The organism is Mycolicibacterium diernhoferi, assembly GCF_019456655.1.
In the GTDB taxonomy this organism is placed as follows: domain Bacteria; phylum Actinomycetota; class Actinomycetes; order Mycobacteriales; family Mycobacteriaceae; genus Mycobacterium; species Mycobacterium diernhoferi.
In genome coordinates this window covers 4,326,633-4,344,585 of sequence record NZ_CP080332.1, presented here as the reverse complement: position 1 = coordinate 4,344,585, position 17,953 = coordinate 4,326,633, and the positions used below count along the sequence as shown (strand labels likewise).

General features: G+C 66.5%; 18 protein-coding genes and 1 pseudogene. 7 read left to right on the top strand and 12 right to left on the bottom strand.

Annotated features, from left to right (window positions below; translation table 11 throughout):
* Window positions 1–7 precede the first annotated feature (7 nt).
* The 3 genes from K0O62_RS20520 to K0O62_RS20510 are packed head-to-tail and all read right to left on the bottom strand — an operon-like array spanning window position 8 to window position 3,196.
* Window positions 8–1,666 (bottom strand): thiolase C-terminal domain-containing protein, encoded by a 1,659-nt coding sequence (locus K0O62_RS20520; RefSeq protein ID WP_073853201.1) that lies wholly within the window; start codon window positions 1,664–1,666, stop codon window positions 8–10.
* 1 nt (window position 1,667) lies between these two features.
* Window positions 1,668–1,916, bottom strand: coding sequence for a ferredoxin (locus tag K0O62_RS20515; RefSeq protein WP_073853203.1), 249 nt, complete (start codon window positions 1,914–1,916; stop codon window positions 1,668–1,670).
* A complete protein-coding gene (locus tag K0O62_RS20510; RefSeq protein WP_073853205.1) occupies window positions 1,913–3,196 on the bottom strand; it encodes an NADH-ubiquinone oxidoreductase-F iron-sulfur binding region domain-containing protein in 1,284 nt (427 codons plus the stop codon). Before K0O62_RS20510 ends, K0O62_RS20515 begins: the two co-directional genes overlap by 4 nt.
* Before the next feature lie 36 nt (window positions 3,197–3,232).
* Between K0O62_RS20510 and K0O62_RS20505 the strand changes: the two genes are divergently transcribed.
* Entirely contained in the window at window positions 3,233–3,706 is a 474-nt protein-coding gene (locus tag K0O62_RS20505) for a hypothetical protein (protein WP_073853208.1), read from the top strand.
* A 5-nt stretch (window positions 3,707–3,711) separates the two neighbouring features.
* On the opposite strand, the gene K0O62_RS20500 is transcribed toward K0O62_RS20505, so the two are convergent.
* Genes K0O62_RS20500 through K0O62_RS20485 form a run of 4 tightly spaced genes read right to left on the bottom strand, consistent with a single transcriptional unit; the run spans window position 3,712 to window position 7,356 of the window.
* A complete protein-coding gene (locus tag K0O62_RS20500) occupies window positions 3,712–4,665 on the bottom strand; it encodes an alpha/beta fold hydrolase (protein WP_073853210.1) in 954 nt (317 codons plus the stop codon).
* On the bottom strand, window positions 4,662–5,054 hold the full coding sequence (locus tag K0O62_RS20495; RefSeq protein WP_073853212.1) for a Rieske (2Fe-2S) protein: 393 nt from the start codon (window positions 5,052–5,054) through the stop codon (window positions 4,662–4,664). Before K0O62_RS20495 ends, K0O62_RS20500 begins: the two co-directional genes overlap by 4 nt.
* Before the next feature lie 2 nt (window positions 5,055–5,056).
* A complete protein-coding gene (locus K0O62_RS20490; RefSeq protein WP_073853215.1) occupies window positions 5,057–6,175 on the bottom strand; it encodes an amidohydrolase family protein in 1,119 nt (372 codons plus the stop codon).
* Window positions 6,176–6,234: 59 nt separating this feature from the next.
* Window positions 6,235–7,356, bottom strand: a complete 1,122-nt coding sequence (locus K0O62_RS20485; RefSeq protein ID WP_079244232.1) for an amidohydrolase family protein — start codon at window positions 7,354–7,356, stop codon at window positions 6,235–6,237.
* Window positions 7,357–7,606: 250 nt separating this feature from the next.
* Between K0O62_RS20485 and K0O62_RS20480 the strand changes: the two genes are divergently transcribed.
* A complete protein-coding gene (locus K0O62_RS20480; RefSeq protein WP_073853216.1) occupies window positions 7,607–8,671 on the top strand; it encodes an acyl-CoA dehydrogenase family protein in 1,065 nt (354 codons plus the stop codon).
* Window positions 8,655–9,830, top strand: a complete 1,176-nt coding sequence (locus K0O62_RS20475; protein WP_073853218.1) for an acyl-CoA dehydrogenase family protein — start codon at window positions 8,655–8,657, stop codon at window positions 9,828–9,830. Before K0O62_RS20480 ends, K0O62_RS20475 begins: the two co-directional genes overlap by 17 nt.
* A 62-nt stretch (window positions 9,831–9,892) precedes the next feature.
* Here the strand turns inward: K0O62_RS20475 and K0O62_RS20470 are convergent, their stop codons facing one another.
* The 5 genes from K0O62_RS20470 to K0O62_RS20450 form a co-directional block, all read right to left on the bottom strand.
* Window positions 9,893–10,231: a hemophore-related protein gene (locus K0O62_RS20470; RefSeq protein WP_073853221.1), complete on the bottom strand. Its 339-nt coding sequence runs from the start codon at window positions 10,229–10,231 to the stop codon at window positions 9,893–9,895.
* Window positions 10,232–10,457: 226 nt separating this feature from the next.
* Entirely contained in the window at window positions 10,458–11,825 is a 1,368-nt protein-coding gene (locus K0O62_RS20465) for a cytochrome P450 (protein ID WP_073853224.1), read from the bottom strand.
* Between the two features lie 46 nt (window positions 11,826–11,871).
* Window positions 11,872–12,063: a ferredoxin gene (locus K0O62_RS20460; RefSeq protein WP_073853227.1), complete on the bottom strand. Its 192-nt coding sequence runs from the start codon at window positions 12,061–12,063 to the stop codon at window positions 11,872–11,874.
* Window positions 12,064–12,097: 34 nt separating this feature from the next.
* On the bottom strand, window positions 12,098–12,979 hold the full coding sequence (locus tag K0O62_RS20455) for a mycofactocin-coupled SDR family oxidoreductase (RefSeq protein WP_073853230.1): 882 nt from the start codon (window positions 12,977–12,979) through the stop codon (window positions 12,098–12,100).
* Window positions 12,980–12,996: 17 nt separating this feature from the next.
* Window positions 12,997–13,698: an SDR family NAD(P)-dependent oxidoreductase gene (locus K0O62_RS20450; protein ID WP_073853232.1), complete on the bottom strand. Its 702-nt coding sequence runs from the start codon at window positions 13,696–13,698 to the stop codon at window positions 12,997–12,999.
* A 260-nt stretch (window positions 13,699–13,958) separates the two neighbouring features.
* On the opposite strand from K0O62_RS20450, the gene K0O62_RS20445 reads away from it, so the two are divergent.
* The 4 genes and pseudogenes from K0O62_RS20445 to K0O62_RS20430 all read left to right on the top strand — a co-directional run bounded on the left by K0O62_RS20445 (window position 13,959) and on the right by K0O62_RS20430 (window position 17,948).
* Window positions 13,959–15,467 (top strand): aldehyde dehydrogenase family protein, encoded by a 1,509-nt coding sequence (locus tag K0O62_RS20445; RefSeq protein ID WP_073853234.1) that lies wholly within the window; start codon window positions 13,959–13,961, stop codon window positions 15,465–15,467.
* A gap of 31 nt (window positions 15,468–15,498) precedes the next feature.
* Entirely contained in the window at window positions 15,499–16,707 is a 1,209-nt protein-coding gene (locus K0O62_RS20440) for a CaiB/BaiF CoA transferase family protein (protein ID WP_073853237.1), read from the top strand.
* 181 nt (window positions 16,708–16,888) lie between these two features.
* Window positions 16,889–17,149: pseudogene (locus tag K0O62_RS20435) on the top strand (thiolase family protein); the annotation flags it as partial.
* Window positions 17,139–17,948, top strand: coding sequence for an MlaE family ABC transporter permease (locus tag K0O62_RS20430; RefSeq protein ID WP_073853241.1), 810 nt, complete (start codon window positions 17,139–17,141; stop codon window positions 17,946–17,948). The pseudogene K0O62_RS20435 and the gene K0O62_RS20430, both read left to right, overlap by 11 nt.
* Window positions 17,949–17,953 lie beyond the last annotated feature (5 nt).

The window sequence follows — 17,953 nt, the reverse complement described above, 5'->3', positions numbered from 1 at the left end:
GCCCCTGCTAGTCATCGGTCCGCAGCAGCAGCACACCGCTGGGGGTCAGGCCGCCGCTGCTGACCACCGCGACCTTGGCATCGGTGACCTGGCGTTCACCGGCGTCACCGCGCAGCTGACTGACCGCCTCGTGGATCAGCCCCATGCCGTGCGTTCGGCCGTGGGAGAGCTGGCCGCCGTGGGTGTTCAACGGGATGACCCCGTCGCGGGCGATGGCCTTGCCGCCGTCGAGAAAGTCCTTGGCCTCGCCGATACCGCAGAAGCCCAGGCCCTCCAGCCAGGACAGGCAGTTGAAGCTGAAGCCGTCGTACAACTCGGCCACGTCGACATCATCGGGGCGCAGCGAGGTGCGCGACCACATGTGAGCGGACTGGCCGAGCACCTGCGGCTCGTGCGTGAGGGTGGTCTGGTCCCAGTCGAGGCGCTCGATGATCTGGGTGCCGAACGCCTCGAACCGGACCGGCTTGTTGGGCAGGTCCTCGGCGGCGTCGACGGCCGAGACCACGACGGCGACCGCGCCGTCACACGGCACATCACAGTCGTAGAGCCCGAACGGGGTGGTGATCATCCGGGCGGACAGATAGTCCTCCATGGTGAGCGGATCCCGGTAGATCGCCGTCGGATTCAATGCGGCGTTGGCGCGCTGGTTCAACGCGATCCAGCCCAGCGTCTCGCGGGTCGTGCCGTACCGGTGGAAGTGCCGAGAGGCGTTCTGCGCCAACGTGTGTGCCGCCGAAATCCCGCCGAAGGGATGCTGCCAGTTACTGGTGCGGGCGCCCCCGGGCGGGGACATCTTGCCTTCCTTCATCAACTGCTGGAAGGTCGCCTCCCACAGCGTCCGGAAGCACAGCACGTGGCGCGCCATCCCGGTGGCCACGGCCATCACCGCCGCGATGACGGACCCGCCGGGACCGAAGGTGTCCATGCCACCGTTGATCCAGGTGGGGCGCAGCCCAAGTGCGCCTTCCAGCGCGCTGACGCCACCTTCGCCCATGCCGGCGACGTCCAGGCCCGGATAGGTCGACAGCCCGTCGATGTCGTCGAAGGTCAGACCGGCGTCGGCGACGGCGGCCTCGCAGGCCTCGATGGTCAGGGACAGTGGCGGCACCATCAACCGGCGGCCCATGCGCGAGGCGCCGATCCCGGTGATGGCCGCCGCGTCCTCGAACTTCTCGGTGGTCAGCATCGGCCGGACGTACTTGCCGAAATCCGTTGGCGGGATCTCGTCTTCGGGCAGCGCGGTCGGGGCATCCGGATCGGTGGCCGGGCTGAACACCGGCAGCCAGACATCGTCGAGGTGCAGGAAACTCACCTCGACGGGCCGGCCGATCTCCAGGTCGTCGGGGTCGCAGTCCACGATGTTGGTGGTCAGCCGGACCCGCGGATCCTCCAGGATGGCCACCTCGGCGATCACGTACGGCGGAGGCAGATCCGGGAAGCCGAACCGGTGGTTGACGGTGAAGCCGGACAGTGTCGCCTTTCCGGACACCTCCCGCACGCCCAGATCGTGGCTGCGGCAGTACCGGCAGATCGGTGCGGGCGGGTGGATCAGGGCCTGGCAGGCCTGGCACTCCTGGATCCGTAATTTCCCGTCGGCGCCCGAGGTCCAGAAGAACTCGTTCTGCGGCGTGAGTTGGGGAAGGGGTCGGCCTGGGATGGCGGACAAATCAGCTCCTTGCTGTGGTGGCCGCGGGATCGGCTGCCGGGGCGGCACTGCCCGGTGTCGGGATCTCGATGATGGCGTGCACCGGGCAGTCCAGTAGAGCACGCATCACCGCGTCGCGATCCTGTTCGGGCACTTCACCGTTGCCCTTCAGGCAGGCGTATCCCCAATCGTCGAGCGAGAAGTACTCGGGCGCGTGTTTGGCGCAGATCCCGAACCCGTCGCACAGGGTCCTGTCGAGTTTGATTCTCATGACACCGCCTCAACTTCGAAGGGACGCAGGGCCGTGAAGCCACCACACCCGGCGCAGCCGCCGTCGAGGTGGCTTTCCACCAGTGCGGGGAACTGGTCGAGCAGGCTGGCCGCCACATTGGCCGCACCGTCGAGCGTCGCGCAGGCACCCCGGCCGCGCAGCACCACCGACCAGCGGCGCAACCGGGCCACGTCGTCGGTGCCGGCCCCACCGTCGCGCAGCGCCTCCGCGACGGCCGCCATGGCGGCCGTCCCGTTGAAGCAGGACCCGCACTGCCCGGCGTTCTCGCGATCGAAATACCCCAGCACGGAGGCCGCGACGGCGACCGGGCAGTCCTCGGTGAGCACCGCGACCGCCCCGCAACCCAGGCCGCTGCCCAGCGAGCGCATCGACTCGTGGTCCAGGGTGGCGTCGACGATGGACCTGTTCAGCAGGCCCGCGAAGTACCCGCCCATCAACGCACCGTTCACAGCCGCGGGATCGACCCCGTGCAGGACAAGCAGATCCGCGGTCTTGCTGCCGTGCGGCAGTTCGTAGAGTGCGGGTGGACGCCCGGCCCCGGTCACGGTGGCCAGAAAGGTACCGGGGGAGGCCTCGGTACCGTAGCGCCGGAACTCGGCCGGACCGTGGCGCAGGATGAACGGCAGATGGGCCAACGTCTCGACGTTGCTCACCAGTGTCGGCAAACCGTCGACACCTTCCTCGAACACCCGCGGTGGCTTGTCGGTCGGCTTGGCGGGGCCACCGTTGATGACCCGCACCGCGGCCGATTCCTCGCCGGCGATGTAGGCCGGGTCGACGGTCACCACGCTCACCTGCAGCGGCCCCAGGTGCTCGCCGGCGGTGGCCAGCGCCGCTTCCACCGCGGTCGCGGCATGCGGGTCGGAGACGTAGACGTATCCCCGTCGGGCGCCGACGACCCGGGCGGCCAGCCACAGACCGTCGAGCACCAGGTGCGGCCGGTTACGCAGCAGCCAGCGGTCTTTCACCGATGCCGGCTCACCCTCCTCACCGTTGGCGATCACCACGGTCTGGCGGCCGGCCTGGGCGGCGGCGCGTACCGCGGACAGTTTGACGGCCAGCGGGAACGCCGCCCCGCCGCGTCCGAGCAGACCCGAGCCGGACACCGCGTCGAGCAGCGCGCCGGGATCGTCGGCGGGCCGGTAGCCGCCGGCGTCCACGTACTCCGGGAGTTCTTCGGGGGCGGCACCGATGCGCAGCAGCCGGGGGGTCAGTCCGGGCCAGACGTCGACCTTGAGATCGGTTGCGGTGGTTGTCATGACCGGATATTCCTTTCCACCGTTAGGCTGACGGCCGTGAGAACCGCAGTGGTGCGTGTCGATGTGGATCCGTCCGGGCGATTGACACCCGCACAGCTAGCCGAGGGCATGGCGGCACTCCGTGAGCTGTGCATACCGGTCGGCGCCGAAGTCATCGATGTGGACCTGTCTGTGATGCCCAGCAACCGCCGCGAGGTCGAGGTGCTGCTGGCCGGCGATGACGGCGAAACGCTGCGTGCCGCGGTGGTCACGCTGTGTGGCAAAGCTTTCGGAGATGACGTCCTGCCCGGGGTGCTGACCTTCGTCAGCCGTGGCACCGATGACGATGCGCACGGCGTACTGGCCGGGTTCGGGCTCACCGGCGATGTGCACCGATTCCCGAGCGGGCAGGGCTGGGACATCGTGGAGGTGACCCTGAACCGGTCTGATCTGGCCCGGGTGCCGGAGAGCCGCATCCACACCGCGCTGGAGGCCTCGTTGAACAGCGAGGTCCGCATCCTGCTCCGGTGAGCCCATCACGAGGCGTCCGGGGGGCCCAGGAAGTCGAGGATCGCCGGGGCGGCCTGGACCCAGGTGTCGAACAGGCAGAACGTCTTTCCGCCGCTCTGGGCGAACTTCTCGCCGGCGCGCTCCCAGGCGTCCTCGGGCCACGGCGGATCGATCAGCTTGGACCCCTTGATCAGGCAGCTCACCTCGAGTGAGGTGCGCTTGGGGTGATCCCAGTCGTTCTCACCGCCGCGGATGATCAGGGTGGGCACGGTGATGTTGTCGAACATCTCGTCGGGCACACCGGGGATGGTCTGACCCGGCTTCGGGACAAAGGCGTTGAGCCAGCGCAGCATCACCTTGAGAAATTCGTCGGCGTCGAGGTCGAGCAGGCGTGCACGGTTGGCCGGATTCTGCTCGATACGCTCGCGCCATTCGGGCACGCTCAGCAGGCCCTTGATGCCGAGGCCGCGGACCGCGAGGATACTGGGGGTCACGTAGTGCCCGCCGAGCACGAACGACCCGTAGACGCCGCCGACGATGTTCCACACCACCAGCTTTCGGACGATCTCGGGGTAGAGCATGGTGGTGAGCATCGAGTCCCGGGCGCCTCCGGATCCGCCGAGGATGATGCACGGCCCGGCGTCGAGTGCGGTCACCAGCTTGTAGAGCGTCTCGGCGCGCATGTGAGATTCGCTCTGCCCGTAGAACTGCACATCGGATTTACCGCAGTTGGGCCGGTCCCACAGCAGTACCCGGTAGCCGCCCACGACCAGCGCCTCGGCCAATGGGCGCAGGCCCGGAATGTCCTTGCTGAACCGACCGCCCGGCGTCAGGGCGATCAGATCGCCGGTCTCACCCAGGATCTCGTAGACGACGTTGCCACCATTGATTTCGATGCTCTGCTCCCCGGCGGTCAGGGTGGGGCCTTCAGTGGCCACAAGTTCGCTCGGGGCCGATGATTCGCTCACAAGTTCGCTCATGCCTGCACCAGCACTTCGTTGCCGACCACCCGGACCGGGTAGGTGCGGATGCTCCACTCCGGCTTGACCGCCGTGGTCCCGGTGGCCAGTTCGAAGCCCCATTGGTGCCATGGGCAGAAGATGTACTCCTTGTCGCGCACCATGACCGCGTCGCCGGGCACGTTCTCGTCCACGATGTTCAACCCCCGCGCGCGGCCTGAGCACAGCGGGCCACCCTCGTGTGGGCAGTAGTTGGCGATGGCGTAGAAGGTGCCGTTGACGTTGTAGACGCCGACGCCGTGCCGTCCGATGGGCACCAGTTTGTGTGTGCCGTGAGGGATCTCGTCGACGGTAGCCACCACGTGTTCGCGCCCCTGGGCCAGCCGGGGCGTCTTGTCTGCTTGAGTCATCCCTAGAAGACCCGGACCTGGCCCTCGAGCGCGGGCACGGTGTCGGGCAGGTGATAGGTCTCGATCCCATTGCGGAACATCACGGCCTCCCTTGCATGTTCGGGCAGATGCTTGACCAACCAACGCGGGTCGTCGAAGGTCCAGTGCGGGTAGTCACTGGAGAACAGCAGGATCTTCTCGCACTCCATCCACTCGAAGGCCCGGGACAACTCGGTCTTGTCCTCGGGGTAGTCCAGTGGCTGGGTGGTGAACTTGATGTGGTCCTTGACGTACTCGCTGGGCTTGCGCTTGATGTCCATCCAGGACTTGCGGGCCTCGTAGATGGCGTCCATCCGCCACATCAGCGGCAGGATCCAGGTGAAGGCATGCTCGACGAACACGATCCGCAGGTTCGGGTGCCGGTCGAAGGTGCCGTCGAAGATCAGGCTCATCACCTGATTCGCGGCCAGCAGCGAGTAGGTGACCATGAAATCGTGGTTGTAGCTGGGCAACCCGACGGGCGGCATCGGCAACTCGTCGTAGTGGCTGCGCGACAGATGACAGCTGACGGTGATGTCGTTCTTGGTGGCCGCCGCCCAGATCGGGTCGTACTTGGGATTACCCCAGGACGGCCGCGGCTCCGCCTTGATCAGGATCTGCGCCATGTACGGGTGCCCGGCCCAGCGTTCGATCTCCTCGACACTCTTCTCGGGCTCCTCGATGGCCAGGCAGATCGACCCGCGCCACCGTTCGTGCCAGTTGTTGTGACTGTCCAGCCAGTGGTTGGCCTGCCAGTCGTTGAGCGCCATGGACATGGCGTGCTGGGCCTCCGGGATGCGTGCCGGATAGGCGGCGGGCTCCAGGATGGCGATATCCGCGCCGGCCTCCATGATCAGCTGCTTGAACGCCAATTCGGGGTCACTGCAGGGGAATTGGCCGTCGGCCGGGAACGAGTCCGCGCGCATGGCATAGGTGTGGGCGTAGTCGGGCGCGTCGTAGTAGATCTGATCGCCGACCTTGTGCGTGCCGAAGTACTTGCTGCGCCAGGGCTCGGGGATGTACTGGCCGAGTTCGCCGACCCGGGGCGCGGGGTGGACATCGGAGTCGACGCAGCGCACGGCGATCCGTTCGGGGGCGGGCATCCGGGGATTGGCTGTAGTGCTCTGATGTGTTGTCACAGGGACGGCTCCTCTCGATGCCTCTACTGTGCCGCAGCCGCGGAGGCGACGGATGAAGTTGCGCCGATGTCGATGCCGTACAACTCGGCGGCGTTGCGCCAGCACAACTTGTCGCGCTGCTCGGCGCTGTAGGAACTCGGCACCGTCAACTCGTTGAGCTGCCAGTGCGGGTAGCTGGAGCCGTACATGACCATGTCGTCCTTGCCGGTGAATCCGGCCCACTCGCCGGCGAAGTCGACGTCGCCCGGCCCGTCCAGGAAGCCCTGCACGAAGTACACGTGATCGGGCAGGTAGTCGCTGGGCATCTTGGGCGCCCACGGGGTCTGCTCCAGGTGCGGGCGGCCGAAGCAATCCATCCGCCACATGAACGGGGTCAACAGATCGGCGGCGCCGTCGGCCCAGACGAACTTCAGCGTGGGCCATTTCTCGAACACGCCCTCGGCGATCATGTTCATCAGGTGGTACAGGTAGTTGAGCGCGGTGAATCCGACGTACTGCTCGTAGGTGCGGGTGAGCCCGTTCGGCGTCGGGGGCAGGGCAACGCCCGAGCCGACCTCGAAATGCACCGCGACCGGCAGGCCCGCGTCGACCGCGGCCTCCCACAACGGCCAGAACTGTGGCTTGCCGTAGACCTCCCGGGATTGCAGCGGGACGCCGAGTTGCACGATCCGGGGGTGGTCCTTGTACCGCTCGATCTCCCGCAGCGCACCGGCGATATCGTCCGGATTGACCCGCAGCGTGCCGCGGAAGCGTTCGCCGAACTCGGGATGGTCCAGCCAGCGGGTCACCATCATGTCGTTGTGCGCCGAGGCGAGCGCGGAGCCGAGGTGGCGGTCGGGCATGATGCCGCGGGTCATCGGATGCAGGATCGCGAGGTCGACGCCCCGGTCGGTGAACAGGTGCTTGGCCACGACGGCGGGGTCGGATCCCGGATACTGCCCGTCGGGACCGGTTGTCCTGGTGGCATATTCGCCTCCGGGTGCGCCGTACCAGTCCATCTCGTAATCCGGGAAGCCGCGGCTGCGAAAGGGCTCCTGCAGGAAGTTCTCGCGCAGATCCTTGTTCGACTCGACGAAGATGTGCACGCTGGTGTCGATGACGGGCGTCGCGACGAGGTTGCCGGTACCGTCCTGCAGTTCTTTCACCGTGATCTCATCCTTCAGTTGTGGCCGGCCGAGGCCGCCATCTTGAATCCCAGTGTAGATCCTTGTTCTTCAATATCAAGAATATTGTTCTCCAGCGGAACGCTTACATCATGGCTGGTGAGAGTGTCTGCTGGTCAGTCGCGTAGCGGCCATTCCGGGTAACTGGCCGGACCGCGTCGGAGAATCTCGCCACCAATCAGGAGAATGTTATTCTCCTCCGGACGGAACGAGTGGAGGCGGGAGGTGTCAGATGCTTCTGGAGTTCGACGCTGATCAGCGGCTTTGGCGGGAAACGGTGCGCGATGCGGTGGGTAAACAGTGCCCGGCGGCGTTGGTGCGCGGCATCGCAGAAGGCACCGGCGACGCGGACGCCGGAGACCGGCTCTGGCGGTCCTATCTGGAGGCCGGCTGGACCGAGCTGACAGATCCGGAGAACGCCGTCGAGCTCGCCATCGTGCTCGAGGAACTCGGTCGCGCCACCGATCCGACCCCTTTCCTGGCCACGTTGTCGCAGTACGCGCCGCTGGCCGGGGAACGGTTCGACCCGGCCAAGGCCGGCACCGCGATCTACGAGGGTGTCAGCGCCAATTGGAGCAGGCAGGGCTGGGAGCTGGACGGCACGTCGAAGTTCGTGCTGGACGGTGACCGCGCCGAGCAGCTCGCCGTGGTGACCCCGGCCGGGGTGTTCCTGGTCGGCTCGGAGGGCGGGAGCGGAGCGACTGGGGATCGACCTCGCGAAGCCGTCGTCGCCCGCCGCCGCGATGTGTTCGACCCGGTCCTGCATATCGCCGAGGTGACCTTCGACCGGGTGCGGGTGGAGGAGTCCGACCGCCTCGACCTTGACCCGTCGGCCGCGCTGGCGCTGGTCGAACGGTCTCGGCACGTGGCCTTGATGGGGATGGCGATCACCATGGTCGGGGCGTGCCAGCGGATCCTGGACCTCGCGCTCGAACACGCCAAGAGCCGGCATCAGTTCGGGGTGCCGATCGGCTCCTTCCAGGCCATCCAGCACAAGGCCACCGACATGTATGTGGCCATCGAACGGGCGCGGGCACTGTCCTACTTCTCCGCGCTCACCATCGCCGCCGACGACCCGCGCCGCCGGATCGCCGCGGCCATGGCCAAGGCCAGCGCGGGGGAGTGCCAGACGCTGGTCTTCCAGCACGGCCTGCAGACCTTCGGAGCCATGGGCTTCACCTGGGAGAACGACCTTCAGTTCGCGCTCAAGCGGGCCAAGGCCGGCGAGCTTCTGCTCGGCGGCGCCGCCGAACATCGCGCGCTTATCGCCGAGGAGTTTGATGCAACTCGAATTTGATCCCGACGTCGAAGAGTTCCGGGCCGAGTTCTCGGCCTTCCTCGACGAGCATCTGCCCAGTGCGGCAGACACTTTGGAGCGTCCGCGCTCGGTCTCGCACATGCCGCAGTGGGCGCGCGACTGGCAGCGGCTGCTGTTCGACAACGGATGGTTGCTGCCCGCGCAGCCGCCGGAGTTCGGTGGGCGCAACGCCACGGTGCTGCAGACCTATGTCCACCTCGAGGAGCTGTGCCGGCGCCGGATCTATCACAGCTTCAACCCGCAGGGCGTCAACATCATCGCGGCGTCGCTGCTGACCTTCGGCAGCGACGAGCAGAAGCAGCAGTGGGCGGTGCCGGTGCTGCGCGGTGAGAAGACCGCATCGCTGGGCATGAGCGAGCCGAGCGCCGGATCGGACCTGGCATCGCTGCGCACCAAGGCTGTCCGCGACGGGGACTTCTTCGTGGTCAACGGCCAAAAGGTGTGGACCTCCGGTGCGCATGACGCCGACTGGCTGCTGACCTTCGTGCGCACCGATCCCGATGCGCCCAAGCACAAGGGCATCAGCGTGCTCATCATCCCGACCGATACCGAAGGGGTGGTGTGCCGGCCGTTCGCCGATATCTGCGGTGAGGAGAACAAGGACTTCAACGAGGTCTTCTTCGCCGACGCGCGGGTGCCGGCGGAGAACCTCGTCGGCCCGCTCAACGGCGGCTGGAAGGTCGCCAACGGGTCGCTCGGCCACGAGCGCACCATGATGTGGCTGGGATTCGCCGACCGCATTGCCAACTCGATCGGCGACTTCAAACCGTCCACACCGCTGGAGCGGGACCAACTGGCCTCGACGATCATGGATTACCAGGCGCTGCGGTTGCTGGGGTCGGTCGGGCTGGCCAAGGCGGCCCGCGGTGAGGTGGACGTGGCGTCCGTGTCGGTGCCGAAACTGCTCGGCGCCGAGGCCGAACTTCGAGCATCGAACAACGCCCTGCTGGCGGCCGGTTCCGAGGGGCTGATCCATCCGTCGTTCAGTGGGCCGTACGCGCACATGAACCTGGACCACTACTACGCGAGCTGGTTCGAGCGGTACGCGCGCAGCTTCTCCGGGACCATCGCCGGTGGCACCTCGGAGATCCAGCGCAACATCATCGCCCAGCAGGTGCTGGGGCTGCCCCGCGGCTGATCACACACGAAAAAGTCCCGCTCTCCGTCGTTCCGAGAGCGGGACTTTTTTCGGCTTACAACTCAGTAGTTGTGGCAGCTGTTGGCCAGCTGCAGGGTGGCGCCCAGGTAGCTCTGCGCGCCCGGGTAGGCGGCGATCTGGTTCACCGTGCCCTGGCGGTCCGCCGGGCTGGAGTTCAGGAAGCTGCGCAGCATGCCCAGCGCCATCGGCTGAGCGTTGAACTGTGCGGCGAGGTCGGGACGCTCCGCGTTCATGGCGGCCCACACCTGGTCGTAATTGCAGGTTGTGTGGATGACCGGACCGAGGTCGGGCTGGGCTGAGGCGATCCCGACCGACATCGGCACCGACAGAGCCATACCGCCGACCAGGACGGCAAGCTTCGTGCGCGACACCTTGAGCATGTGGTTTTTACCTTTCCCCACCCGACTGATTCGGGCGACATCCTCCTTTTCGCGGAGGACTTCGTTTTCGTTACCGATTGCTGTGATCAAAAGGCTAACAGGATCGACCTTGATCCACACAAGTCCTTTATCCGGCCAAAACATGGACAAACCAGTCCCTATTCCCGCCGGACACGCGTTCGGCGCGGTCCCGTAACGGGTACGGAACCGCGCCGAACGTGCAGTACTACTTCCAGTCGATGACGGCGGCTTCCTTGCGCTCGGTGATCGGCCGGGCCAGTTCCTGTTCGTTGCAGATGCGCTGCAGGTTGTCCAGCGTCTCGTCCAGTCCGGGCCCGAGCTTCTTGCCCGGGGTGAACGTTGCCGGCAGGTTCCGCATGCCCTGGATGACGCCGATGCTGTCGTAGTGCACGGTGCCCTCGGGGTCACACACGTAGTCGGGCATCCGGTCGAGCACCGCTGTCAGCATCGACTTGAACACCGTGCGGGCCACGTTGGAGCCCACGCAGCGGTGCACGCCGATGCCGAAGCTGAAGTGCCGGTTGCCCTTACGGTCCAGGACGATCTCGTTGGGCTTCTCGAACACCGAGGGGTCCCGGTTGGCCATCGCCCAGGACAGCCAGAGGCGTTCGTACTTCTTGAACTGCTGCCCCTCGACCTCCACGTCCTCGGAGAACGTGCGGCCGTCGCCGGGCGCCGGGGTGAAGAAGCGGAGGAACTCCTCGGTGGCCGGGTTGATCAGGGTCTCGCGTTCCCGGCTGAGCAGCTCACGCTGTTCGGGGTTCTCGCCCAGCCATTCCAACGCGTGGGCGGTCAGCGCGGTGGTGGTGTCGAATCCGCCGCCGATGATCAACCCGAGGTTGCCCAGGATCTCCATGTCCGGAGCGGGTTCACCGTCGATGCGCACCTGCAGCAGCGCGTTGATCAGGCCCGGGCGGGGGGTCTCCCGGATCGCGAACATGTTCGTGAGCAGGTCGATGCCCATCTCACGGTGCTGTTCGTTGATCTTCTCGCGTTCGGGGGCGTGCTCGGGGGTGTAGACCGACGCGTGGGTGGGCTCGCTGTAGATGTTCCATTTCTTCAGATCCAGGCCCATCATCGCCAGCGTGAGCACCGCGGGCACCACGTTGGCCAGGTGGTCGACGAAGTCGATCCGGCCGCTCTCGATGTGCTCGTCCAGAGCGGCCCGGGTGATCTCGTCGACGAACGGCACCCAGCGCTTGATCGCCGCGGGGGACAGATACGGGTTCAGAGCGCCGCGGTACTCGCTGTGTTCGGGCTCGTCCATCTCCAGGATGCCGCCGCGAACGACGGTGGCGCGACTGGCCTTAGGGATGGTGATGCCCTGGAACGGTGTCTCACCGCTGATGTCGTGGTGATTGGACACCGCCGGGCAGCGCGCGAGTTCGAAGACGTGCTTGCTGTCCGCGGCGATCCAGTGCCCGTCGTAGACGTCGGTCCAGGCCATCGGGCACCGGGAGTGCATCTCCTCGGTGATCTGGTCGAACTGCAACCGGTACTCCGGGGTGTGCCGGTCGAAGTGGATCTTGTTGCGCTTGCGCGCGTCCTCGGTCGTGACATCATCGATGCTCACGGCGTTGTCTCCCTTGGGTTTTCTGGTGATTCCAGCGGCCGCGGTGTCATTCGATGACGATGGCCTGTTCGGGGCAGGAGTGGGCGGCTTCACGCACCGCGTCCTCCTGATCGGTGGGCACCACCTCCGAAACCGGGGAGGCGTGACCGTCGACATCGTCGAGCACGAACGAGTCGGGTGCGATCATCGCGCACAGGGTGTGACCCTGGCACCGGCTTGGATCGACGGAAACCTTCACTGCGCCAGCTCCTTACGAAACGGTGATTTCAGCATCAGACGTGGTAGTCGTACCACTTGAGGTAGCCGCCGGCATCGACACGCAGCTGCATGCCGGTGACGAACCGGGACTCGTCCGAGGCCAGCCACAGCACCGCATTGCTGATGTCCTCCGGCTCGACCCACGGCACCCGCATCGCCTGCTGGACGTAGAAGGCAGGCTCGGCGTCGGCCTTCTGGGGCTTCTCCAGGTCGGGCCGGAACGAACGGTACATCGGTTCGCTCTGCAGCATGTCGGTATTGCAGTTGGTCGGGTGGATCACGTTGGCCCGGATGCCGCGCACGGCCAGTTCGGTGGCCAGGTAGTGCACGTACTCGGAGATGAGCCGCTTGCTGACCATGTAGCCCATGCCGCCCGGATCGGCGCCCGGGTTGGGCTTGTTGTGCGCGTCCATCAGGGCGGCGGCCGATGCGGTGGCGATGATCGAGGCGCCCTCGTTCAGATGGGGCAGGGCGACCTGGATGGCGTTGATGGTGCCGACGAAGTTGGTGTTGATGCCGTCGGTCCAGGCCTGCAGCGAGTTGCTGCTCTTCATGCCGGCGATACCGGCCTGGGCGACCACGATGTCGACCTTGCCGAATTCGGCGATGCCGCTGTCCAGCGCGGCCTTGAGTTCGGCGGCCTCCCGGACGTCGGCGACGGCGGTGACGATCCGGCCACCGGCCTTCTCCACGAATCGGGCGGTCTCGTCCAGGTCCTCGGGGGTGGCCAGGTCGTAGCCGATGGTGTCGATATTGCGGCAGATGTCCACAGCGATGATGTCGGCGCCCTCCTCGGCGAGCCGGATCGCGTGGCTGCGGCCCTGCCCGCGGGCGGCGCCGGTGATGAATGCGACTTTTCCGGCTACCCGGCCTGCAGTGCTTCCTGTCGTACCCATGATCAGCCCTTCTCGCTCTAGGTGTTCCGGCCGCCGTTGACGCCCAGGATCTGTCCGGTGATGTAACTCGCCTCTTCGGAGATGAAAAAGGCGCAAGCCGCTGCGATGTCCTCGGGTTTGCCCATCCGGCGCACCGGGGTCTGCTGGATCTGCTTGTCGGTATCACCGAGGAACCCGCGGTCCTCGGCCTTGCGCAGCATCGGGGTGTCGATGAAGCCGGGCGGCACCGCGTTGACGGTGATGCCCATCGGCCCGTACTCCAGCGCCAGCGACTTGGTCAGCCCGTTGACGGCGGACTTGGCTGCCACATACGGCGCCATGTAGGGCTGGCCCGAGTGGGTGCTGGAGGAGGAGATGTTGACGATGCGACCCCATCCGGCCTCGATCATCTCCGGCAGCACGGCCTGGATGCAGTGGAACGTGCCGTTGAGATTCACGTCGATCACGCGCTGCCACTGCTCGAAGGTGGTCTCGGTGAACTTGCGGAAGCTGTCCAGGCCGGCCGCGTTGACCAGGATGGAGACCGGGCCGAGCTGGCTGCGAACCCCGTTCAGTGCCTCGTCGACGGCGGTCCGATCGGTGACGTTCGCGATGAACGCGTTGGGGGTGTCCGATGGGTTGAGGTCGATGGTGGCCACGTTGTAACCGTCCGCGCGCAACCGGTCCGCGATTGCGCGGCCGATCCCCGACCCGCCGCCTGTGACGACAGCGTTCTTCATGTGAAGCCTCCATATGAGCTGAAGCGGGCGACCCTGAGTGTGGCCGCGATCTCAAGAATCGCCCTTCCGATTATGAGAACCGTACTCTCGGACATGTCGCCGCCGCAAGGCATCGGACGGTTCTGGGAGGAACAAAAGTTTGGCCGCTTTGCCTGATCGGGGCATACGACTAGCGGATCTAGCCGTTCTTGCGTTCTCATCCTCCGGATGTAAGATTCGCCGATGATGAGAATGAAATTTCCATCACAGTGAGGAGCCCGATGTCGGAGACCCCCACGATCGCCGCCACCAACGGCAGCGATCCGGTCCGCGAACCAGCACACGAAAAGGCCGATCGGCGCATGCTCATCGACGGGAAACTCGTCGACGCGGCACGCACATTCGCCACCGTGAACCCCGCAACGGGTGAGGTCCTCGGCCACGCGCCGGACGCTTCGATCGCCGATGCGGAGGCGGCCGTCGCCGCCGCGCGACGCGCCTTCGACCACTCGGGCTGGGCTACCGATGTCGCGCTGCGGATCCGTTGCCTGGAGCAGTTCCACCGGGCGCTGGTCGCCAACCGTGACGATCTGGCCGCGCTCACCACCGCCGAGGTCGGCGCCACCGCGGCGCTGAACCTGGGCGCGCAACTCGACCAGCCGATCGCGATCGTCGAGTACTACCTCAATCTGCTGCGCGACTACCCGTTCACCGAGGACCTCGGAAACATCGAGAGCCGCGGGATGCAGCATCACCGCTGGGTGGAGAAGGAGGCCGGCGGCGTCGTCGCGGCCATCATCGCCTACAACTACCCGAACCAGTTGGCGCTGGCCAAGCTGGCACCGGCACTGGCCGCCGGATGCACCGTCGTCCTCAAGGCGGCACCGGACACCCCGCTGATCACCCTCGCTCTCGGCGAGCTGATCGCCGAGCACACCGACATCCCGGCCGGCGTCGTCAACGTCCTCAGTGGCGCCGACCCGCAGGTCGGCGCGGTGCTGACCACCGACCCTGATGTCGACATGGTGACCTTCACCGGGTCCACCCCGACCGGCCGGGCCATCATGGCCGCCGCCAGCTCGACCTTGAAGAGGGTCTTCCTGGAGCTGGGTGGCAAGTCCGCGGCCATCGTGCTCGATGATGCCGACTTCGGCACCGCCGCAGTGTTTTCCGCCTTCAGCATGGTCACCCACGCCGGACAGGGCTGCGCGCTGACCTCCCGGCTGCTGGTGCCGCGCAAGCATCACGACGAAATCGTCGAACTGGTCAAGGCCAACTTCGGGCATGTGCGGTACGGGGACCCGACCGATCCGGGCACCTACATGGGCCCGCTGATCAGTGAGAAGCAGCGCGACAAGGTCGACGGGATGGTGCAGCGGGCCGTGCAGGCCGGCGCGACGCTGGTGACCGGCGGCGAGAAGAAGGGGCCCGGCTACTTCTACACGCCGACGCTGCTCACCGACGTCGATCCCGACAGTGAGATCGCCCAGGAGGAGGTGTTCGGACCGGTCCTCGCGGTGATCGCCTACGACGATGACGACGATGCGGTGCGGATCGCGAACAACTCCATCTACGGCCTGTCGGGTGCGGTCTTCGGCAGCGAGCAGCGCGCGCTGGGCATCGCGCGGCGCATCCGGACCGGGACCTTCTCCATCAACGGCGGCAACTACTTCAGCCCGGACAGCCCGTTCGGTGGCTACAAGCAGTCCGGTATCGGCCGTGAGATGGGTGTGGCCGGCCTGGAGGAATTCCTGGAGAGCAAGACCTTCGCGGTGCCGGTGGCCGGATGAGCACTCGCGCGAAGAAGAGAGGGTGCAGCGAATGAGCAAGCCACTGGACGGAATCCGGGTCCTCGAGGTCGCCATGTACGGCTTCGTGCCCTCGGCCGGCGCGGTGCTCGCCGAATGGGGAGCCGATGTCGTCAAGGTCGAGCACGCGGTCACCGGCGACCCGCAGCGCGGTCTGCGCCAGACCGGTCTGCTGCGGGTGGAGGGCGATCCCAACCCGAACATCGAGCACGCCAACCGCGGCAAGCGCAGCATCGGGCTGGACATGTCGGTGCCGGAGGGCAAAGAGGTACTGCTGGAGTTGGCGAAACGCGCCGACGTGTTCCTGACCAGCTTCCTGCCCGGGCACCGGGAGAAGTTCGGCATCGATGTGGAGGACATCCGCGCGGTGAACCCGACCGTCATCTACGCCCGGGGCAGCGCACTCGGTCCGCGCGGCGAAGAGGCGGTCAAGGGCGGGTACGACATGACCGCGTTCTGGTGCCGGGCCGGCACCGCGCGCACGATCACCCCGCCGGACACCCCGGGCATGGTCGGCCCGCCGGGACCCGCCTACGGCGACACCATCTCCGGCACGAACCTGGCCGGTGGCATCGCCGCGGCGCTGCTCAAGCGGGAACGCACCGGGGAGCCGTCGGTGGTCGACGTGTCCCTGCTGGGCAGCGGCCTGTGGGCACTCGGCCACACCGTGGCCCTGACCAATCACCTGCAGGAGCGGATGGAGGCCTTCCCGCCGGGAACCCAAGGCTCACCGTTCAATCCGCTGGTCGGGCTCTACCCGACCGCGGATGACCGGTACATCTCCTTCGTCATGATGCAGCCGACGAAGTTCTGGGCCGATGTCTGCCGGCACATGGACCTCGAGGATCTGATCGACGATCCGCGGTTCGCCACCGCCGAGTCGATCGCGGAGAACACCGCGGCGGCCAACGAGATCCTGTCCGAGGCGATGCTCAAGCGCACACTGCCCGAGTGGAGTGAGCGGTTCGCGACACTGGCCGGGCCGTGGGCGCCGGTGCAGGACACCCTGCAAGCCGCCAAGGACGCCCAGGTCCGCTCCAACGAATACATCGTGCAGGCCGGGGAGCTGGAACTGGTGGCCAATCCGGTGCAGTTCGACGTGACCGCGCCCAGCACCGGAGGAGCCCCCGGCTTCGCCGAACAGACCGAAGAGATCCTCCTGGAACTCGGCCTGGACTGGGACCGCATCATCGAACTGAAAACCGCAGGCGCAATCACCTAACCGAGTCCGAGAGGTCCCCATACAGCCCATGCCCTACCTGTCGTCGACCACTGCCAATCCGGCATGCTGGGGCGCCCCCGTGCGCCGGGTATCCGGCGACGACCAGGATGCGATGAGCCGTGCCGTCGGGGCGTTGGGCACGTCGGACGTCGAGGACGCCGAAGTGCACGATTTCTGCACCGGGATAGAGCTCATCCGTTATGAATATCTGGGCTTCGCGGACCGCTTCGACGGACACGGGTCGGCCGGAGTGGAAGTCATCAAAGTCCATCCGCCGAGTGCCACCGGTGTGGCACAGTGCGGTGAGCTATCTGCGCAGCAGCGCAGGGACGCGACCGATCAACTGGATGAGGCCCGAGTCACTTTGGCGCACAACGTAGGCGGACCGACCGCAGTAGCAGCAGTCACGACTTTGGAAGGACCCGGCAGGCATGGCAGGTAAGGGTCCGGATCGGTGGTCTCCCGGTATCTCGATAGCGCGTAACGCCTCAGGCCCGATGCAGGCCGTCGGCGGCCTGTTCGCGATGAGCGCGGATGCGTTCAAGTTCCTTTTTCAGCGCCCGTTCTTCTGGCGCGAGTTCCTGGAGCAGGCCTGGTTCGTGGCCCGGGTGTCGCTGGGACCGACACTGCTGGTGGCGATTCCGTTCACCGTGCTGGTGTCCTTCACGCTGAACATCCTGTTGCGCGAACTCGGCGCGGCGGACCTGTCCGGTGCCGGTGCGGCCTTCGGCGCCGTCACCCAGGTCGGCCCGATGGTGACGGTGCTGATCGTCGCCGGGGCCGGTGCGACGGCCATGTGCGCCGACCTCGGATCGCGGACCATCCGCGAAGAGATCGACGCCATGGAGGTGCTGGGCATCAACCCGGTGCAGCGGCTGGTGACGCCACGCATGCTGGCATCAGGTGTGGTGGCCCTGCTGCTCAACAGCCTGGTGGTGATCATCGGCATCCTGGGCGGCTACGCCTTCTCGGTGTTCGTCCAGGACGTCAACCCGGGCGCGTTCGCGGCCGGGATCACCCTGCTGACCGGCGTGCCCGAGGTCATCATCTCCTGTGTGAAGGCCGGGCTGTTCGGTCTGATCGCCGGATTGATCGCCTGCTACCGGGGTCTGACGATCAGCGGCGGCGGCGCCAAGGCCGTCGGCAACGCGGTCAACGAGACGGTGGTGTACGCATTCATGGCGCTGTTCGTGGTCAACGTGGTGGTCACCGCCATCGGCATCCAGATGACGGACAGCTGACCGGG

Excerpts from the sequence above, each read along its gene's own strand:
- K0O62_RS20515 (WP_073853203.1), bottom strand. The coding sequence starts at position 1,916 with ATGAGAATCAAACTCGACAGGACCCTGTGCGACGGGTTCGGGATCTGC.
- K0O62_RS20510 (WP_073853205.1), bottom strand. The coding sequence starts at position 3,196 with ATGACAACCACCGCAACCGATCTCAAGGTCGACGTCTGGCCCGGACTG.
- K0O62_RS20500 (WP_073853210.1), bottom strand. The coding sequence starts at position 4,665 with ATGAGCGAACTTGTGAGCGAATCATCGGCCCCGAGCGAACTTGTGGCC.
- K0O62_RS20495 (WP_073853212.1), bottom strand. The coding sequence starts at position 5,054 with ATGACTCAAGCAGACAAGACGCCCCGGCTGGCCCAGGGGCGCGAACAC.
- K0O62_RS20490 (WP_073853215.1), bottom strand. The coding sequence starts at position 6,175 with ATGCCCGCCCCCGAACGGATCGCCGTGCGCTGCGTCGACTCCGATGTC.
- K0O62_RS20480 (WP_073853216.1), top strand. The coding sequence starts at position 7,607 with ATGCTTCTGGAGTTCGACGCTGATCAGCGGCTTTGGCGGGAAACGGTG.
- K0O62_RS20475 (WP_073853218.1), top strand. The coding sequence starts at position 8,655 with ATGCAACTCGAATTTGATCCCGACGTCGAAGAGTTCCGGGCCGAGTTC.
- K0O62_RS20470 (WP_073853221.1), bottom strand. The coding sequence starts at position 10,231 with ATGCTCAAGGTGTCGCGCACGAAGCTTGCCGTCCTGGTCGGCGGTATG.
- K0O62_RS20455 (WP_073853230.1), bottom strand. The coding sequence starts at position 12,979 with ATGGGTACGACAGGAAGCACTGCAGGCCGGGTAGCCGGAAAAGTCGCA.
- K0O62_RS20450 (WP_073853232.1), bottom strand. The coding sequence starts at position 13,698 with ATGAAGAACGCTGTCGTCACAGGCGGCGGGTCGGGGATCGGCCGCGCA.
- K0O62_RS20445 (WP_073853234.1), top strand. The coding sequence starts at position 13,959 with ATGTCGGAGACCCCCACGATCGCCGCCACCAACGGCAGCGATCCGGTC.
- K0O62_RS20440 (WP_073853237.1), top strand. The coding sequence starts at position 15,499 with ATGAGCAAGCCACTGGACGGAATCCGGGTCCTCGAGGTCGCCATGTAC.
- K0O62_RS20430 (WP_073853241.1), top strand. The coding sequence starts at position 17,139 with ATGGCAGGTAAGGGTCCGGATCGGTGGTCTCCCGGTATCTCGATAGCG.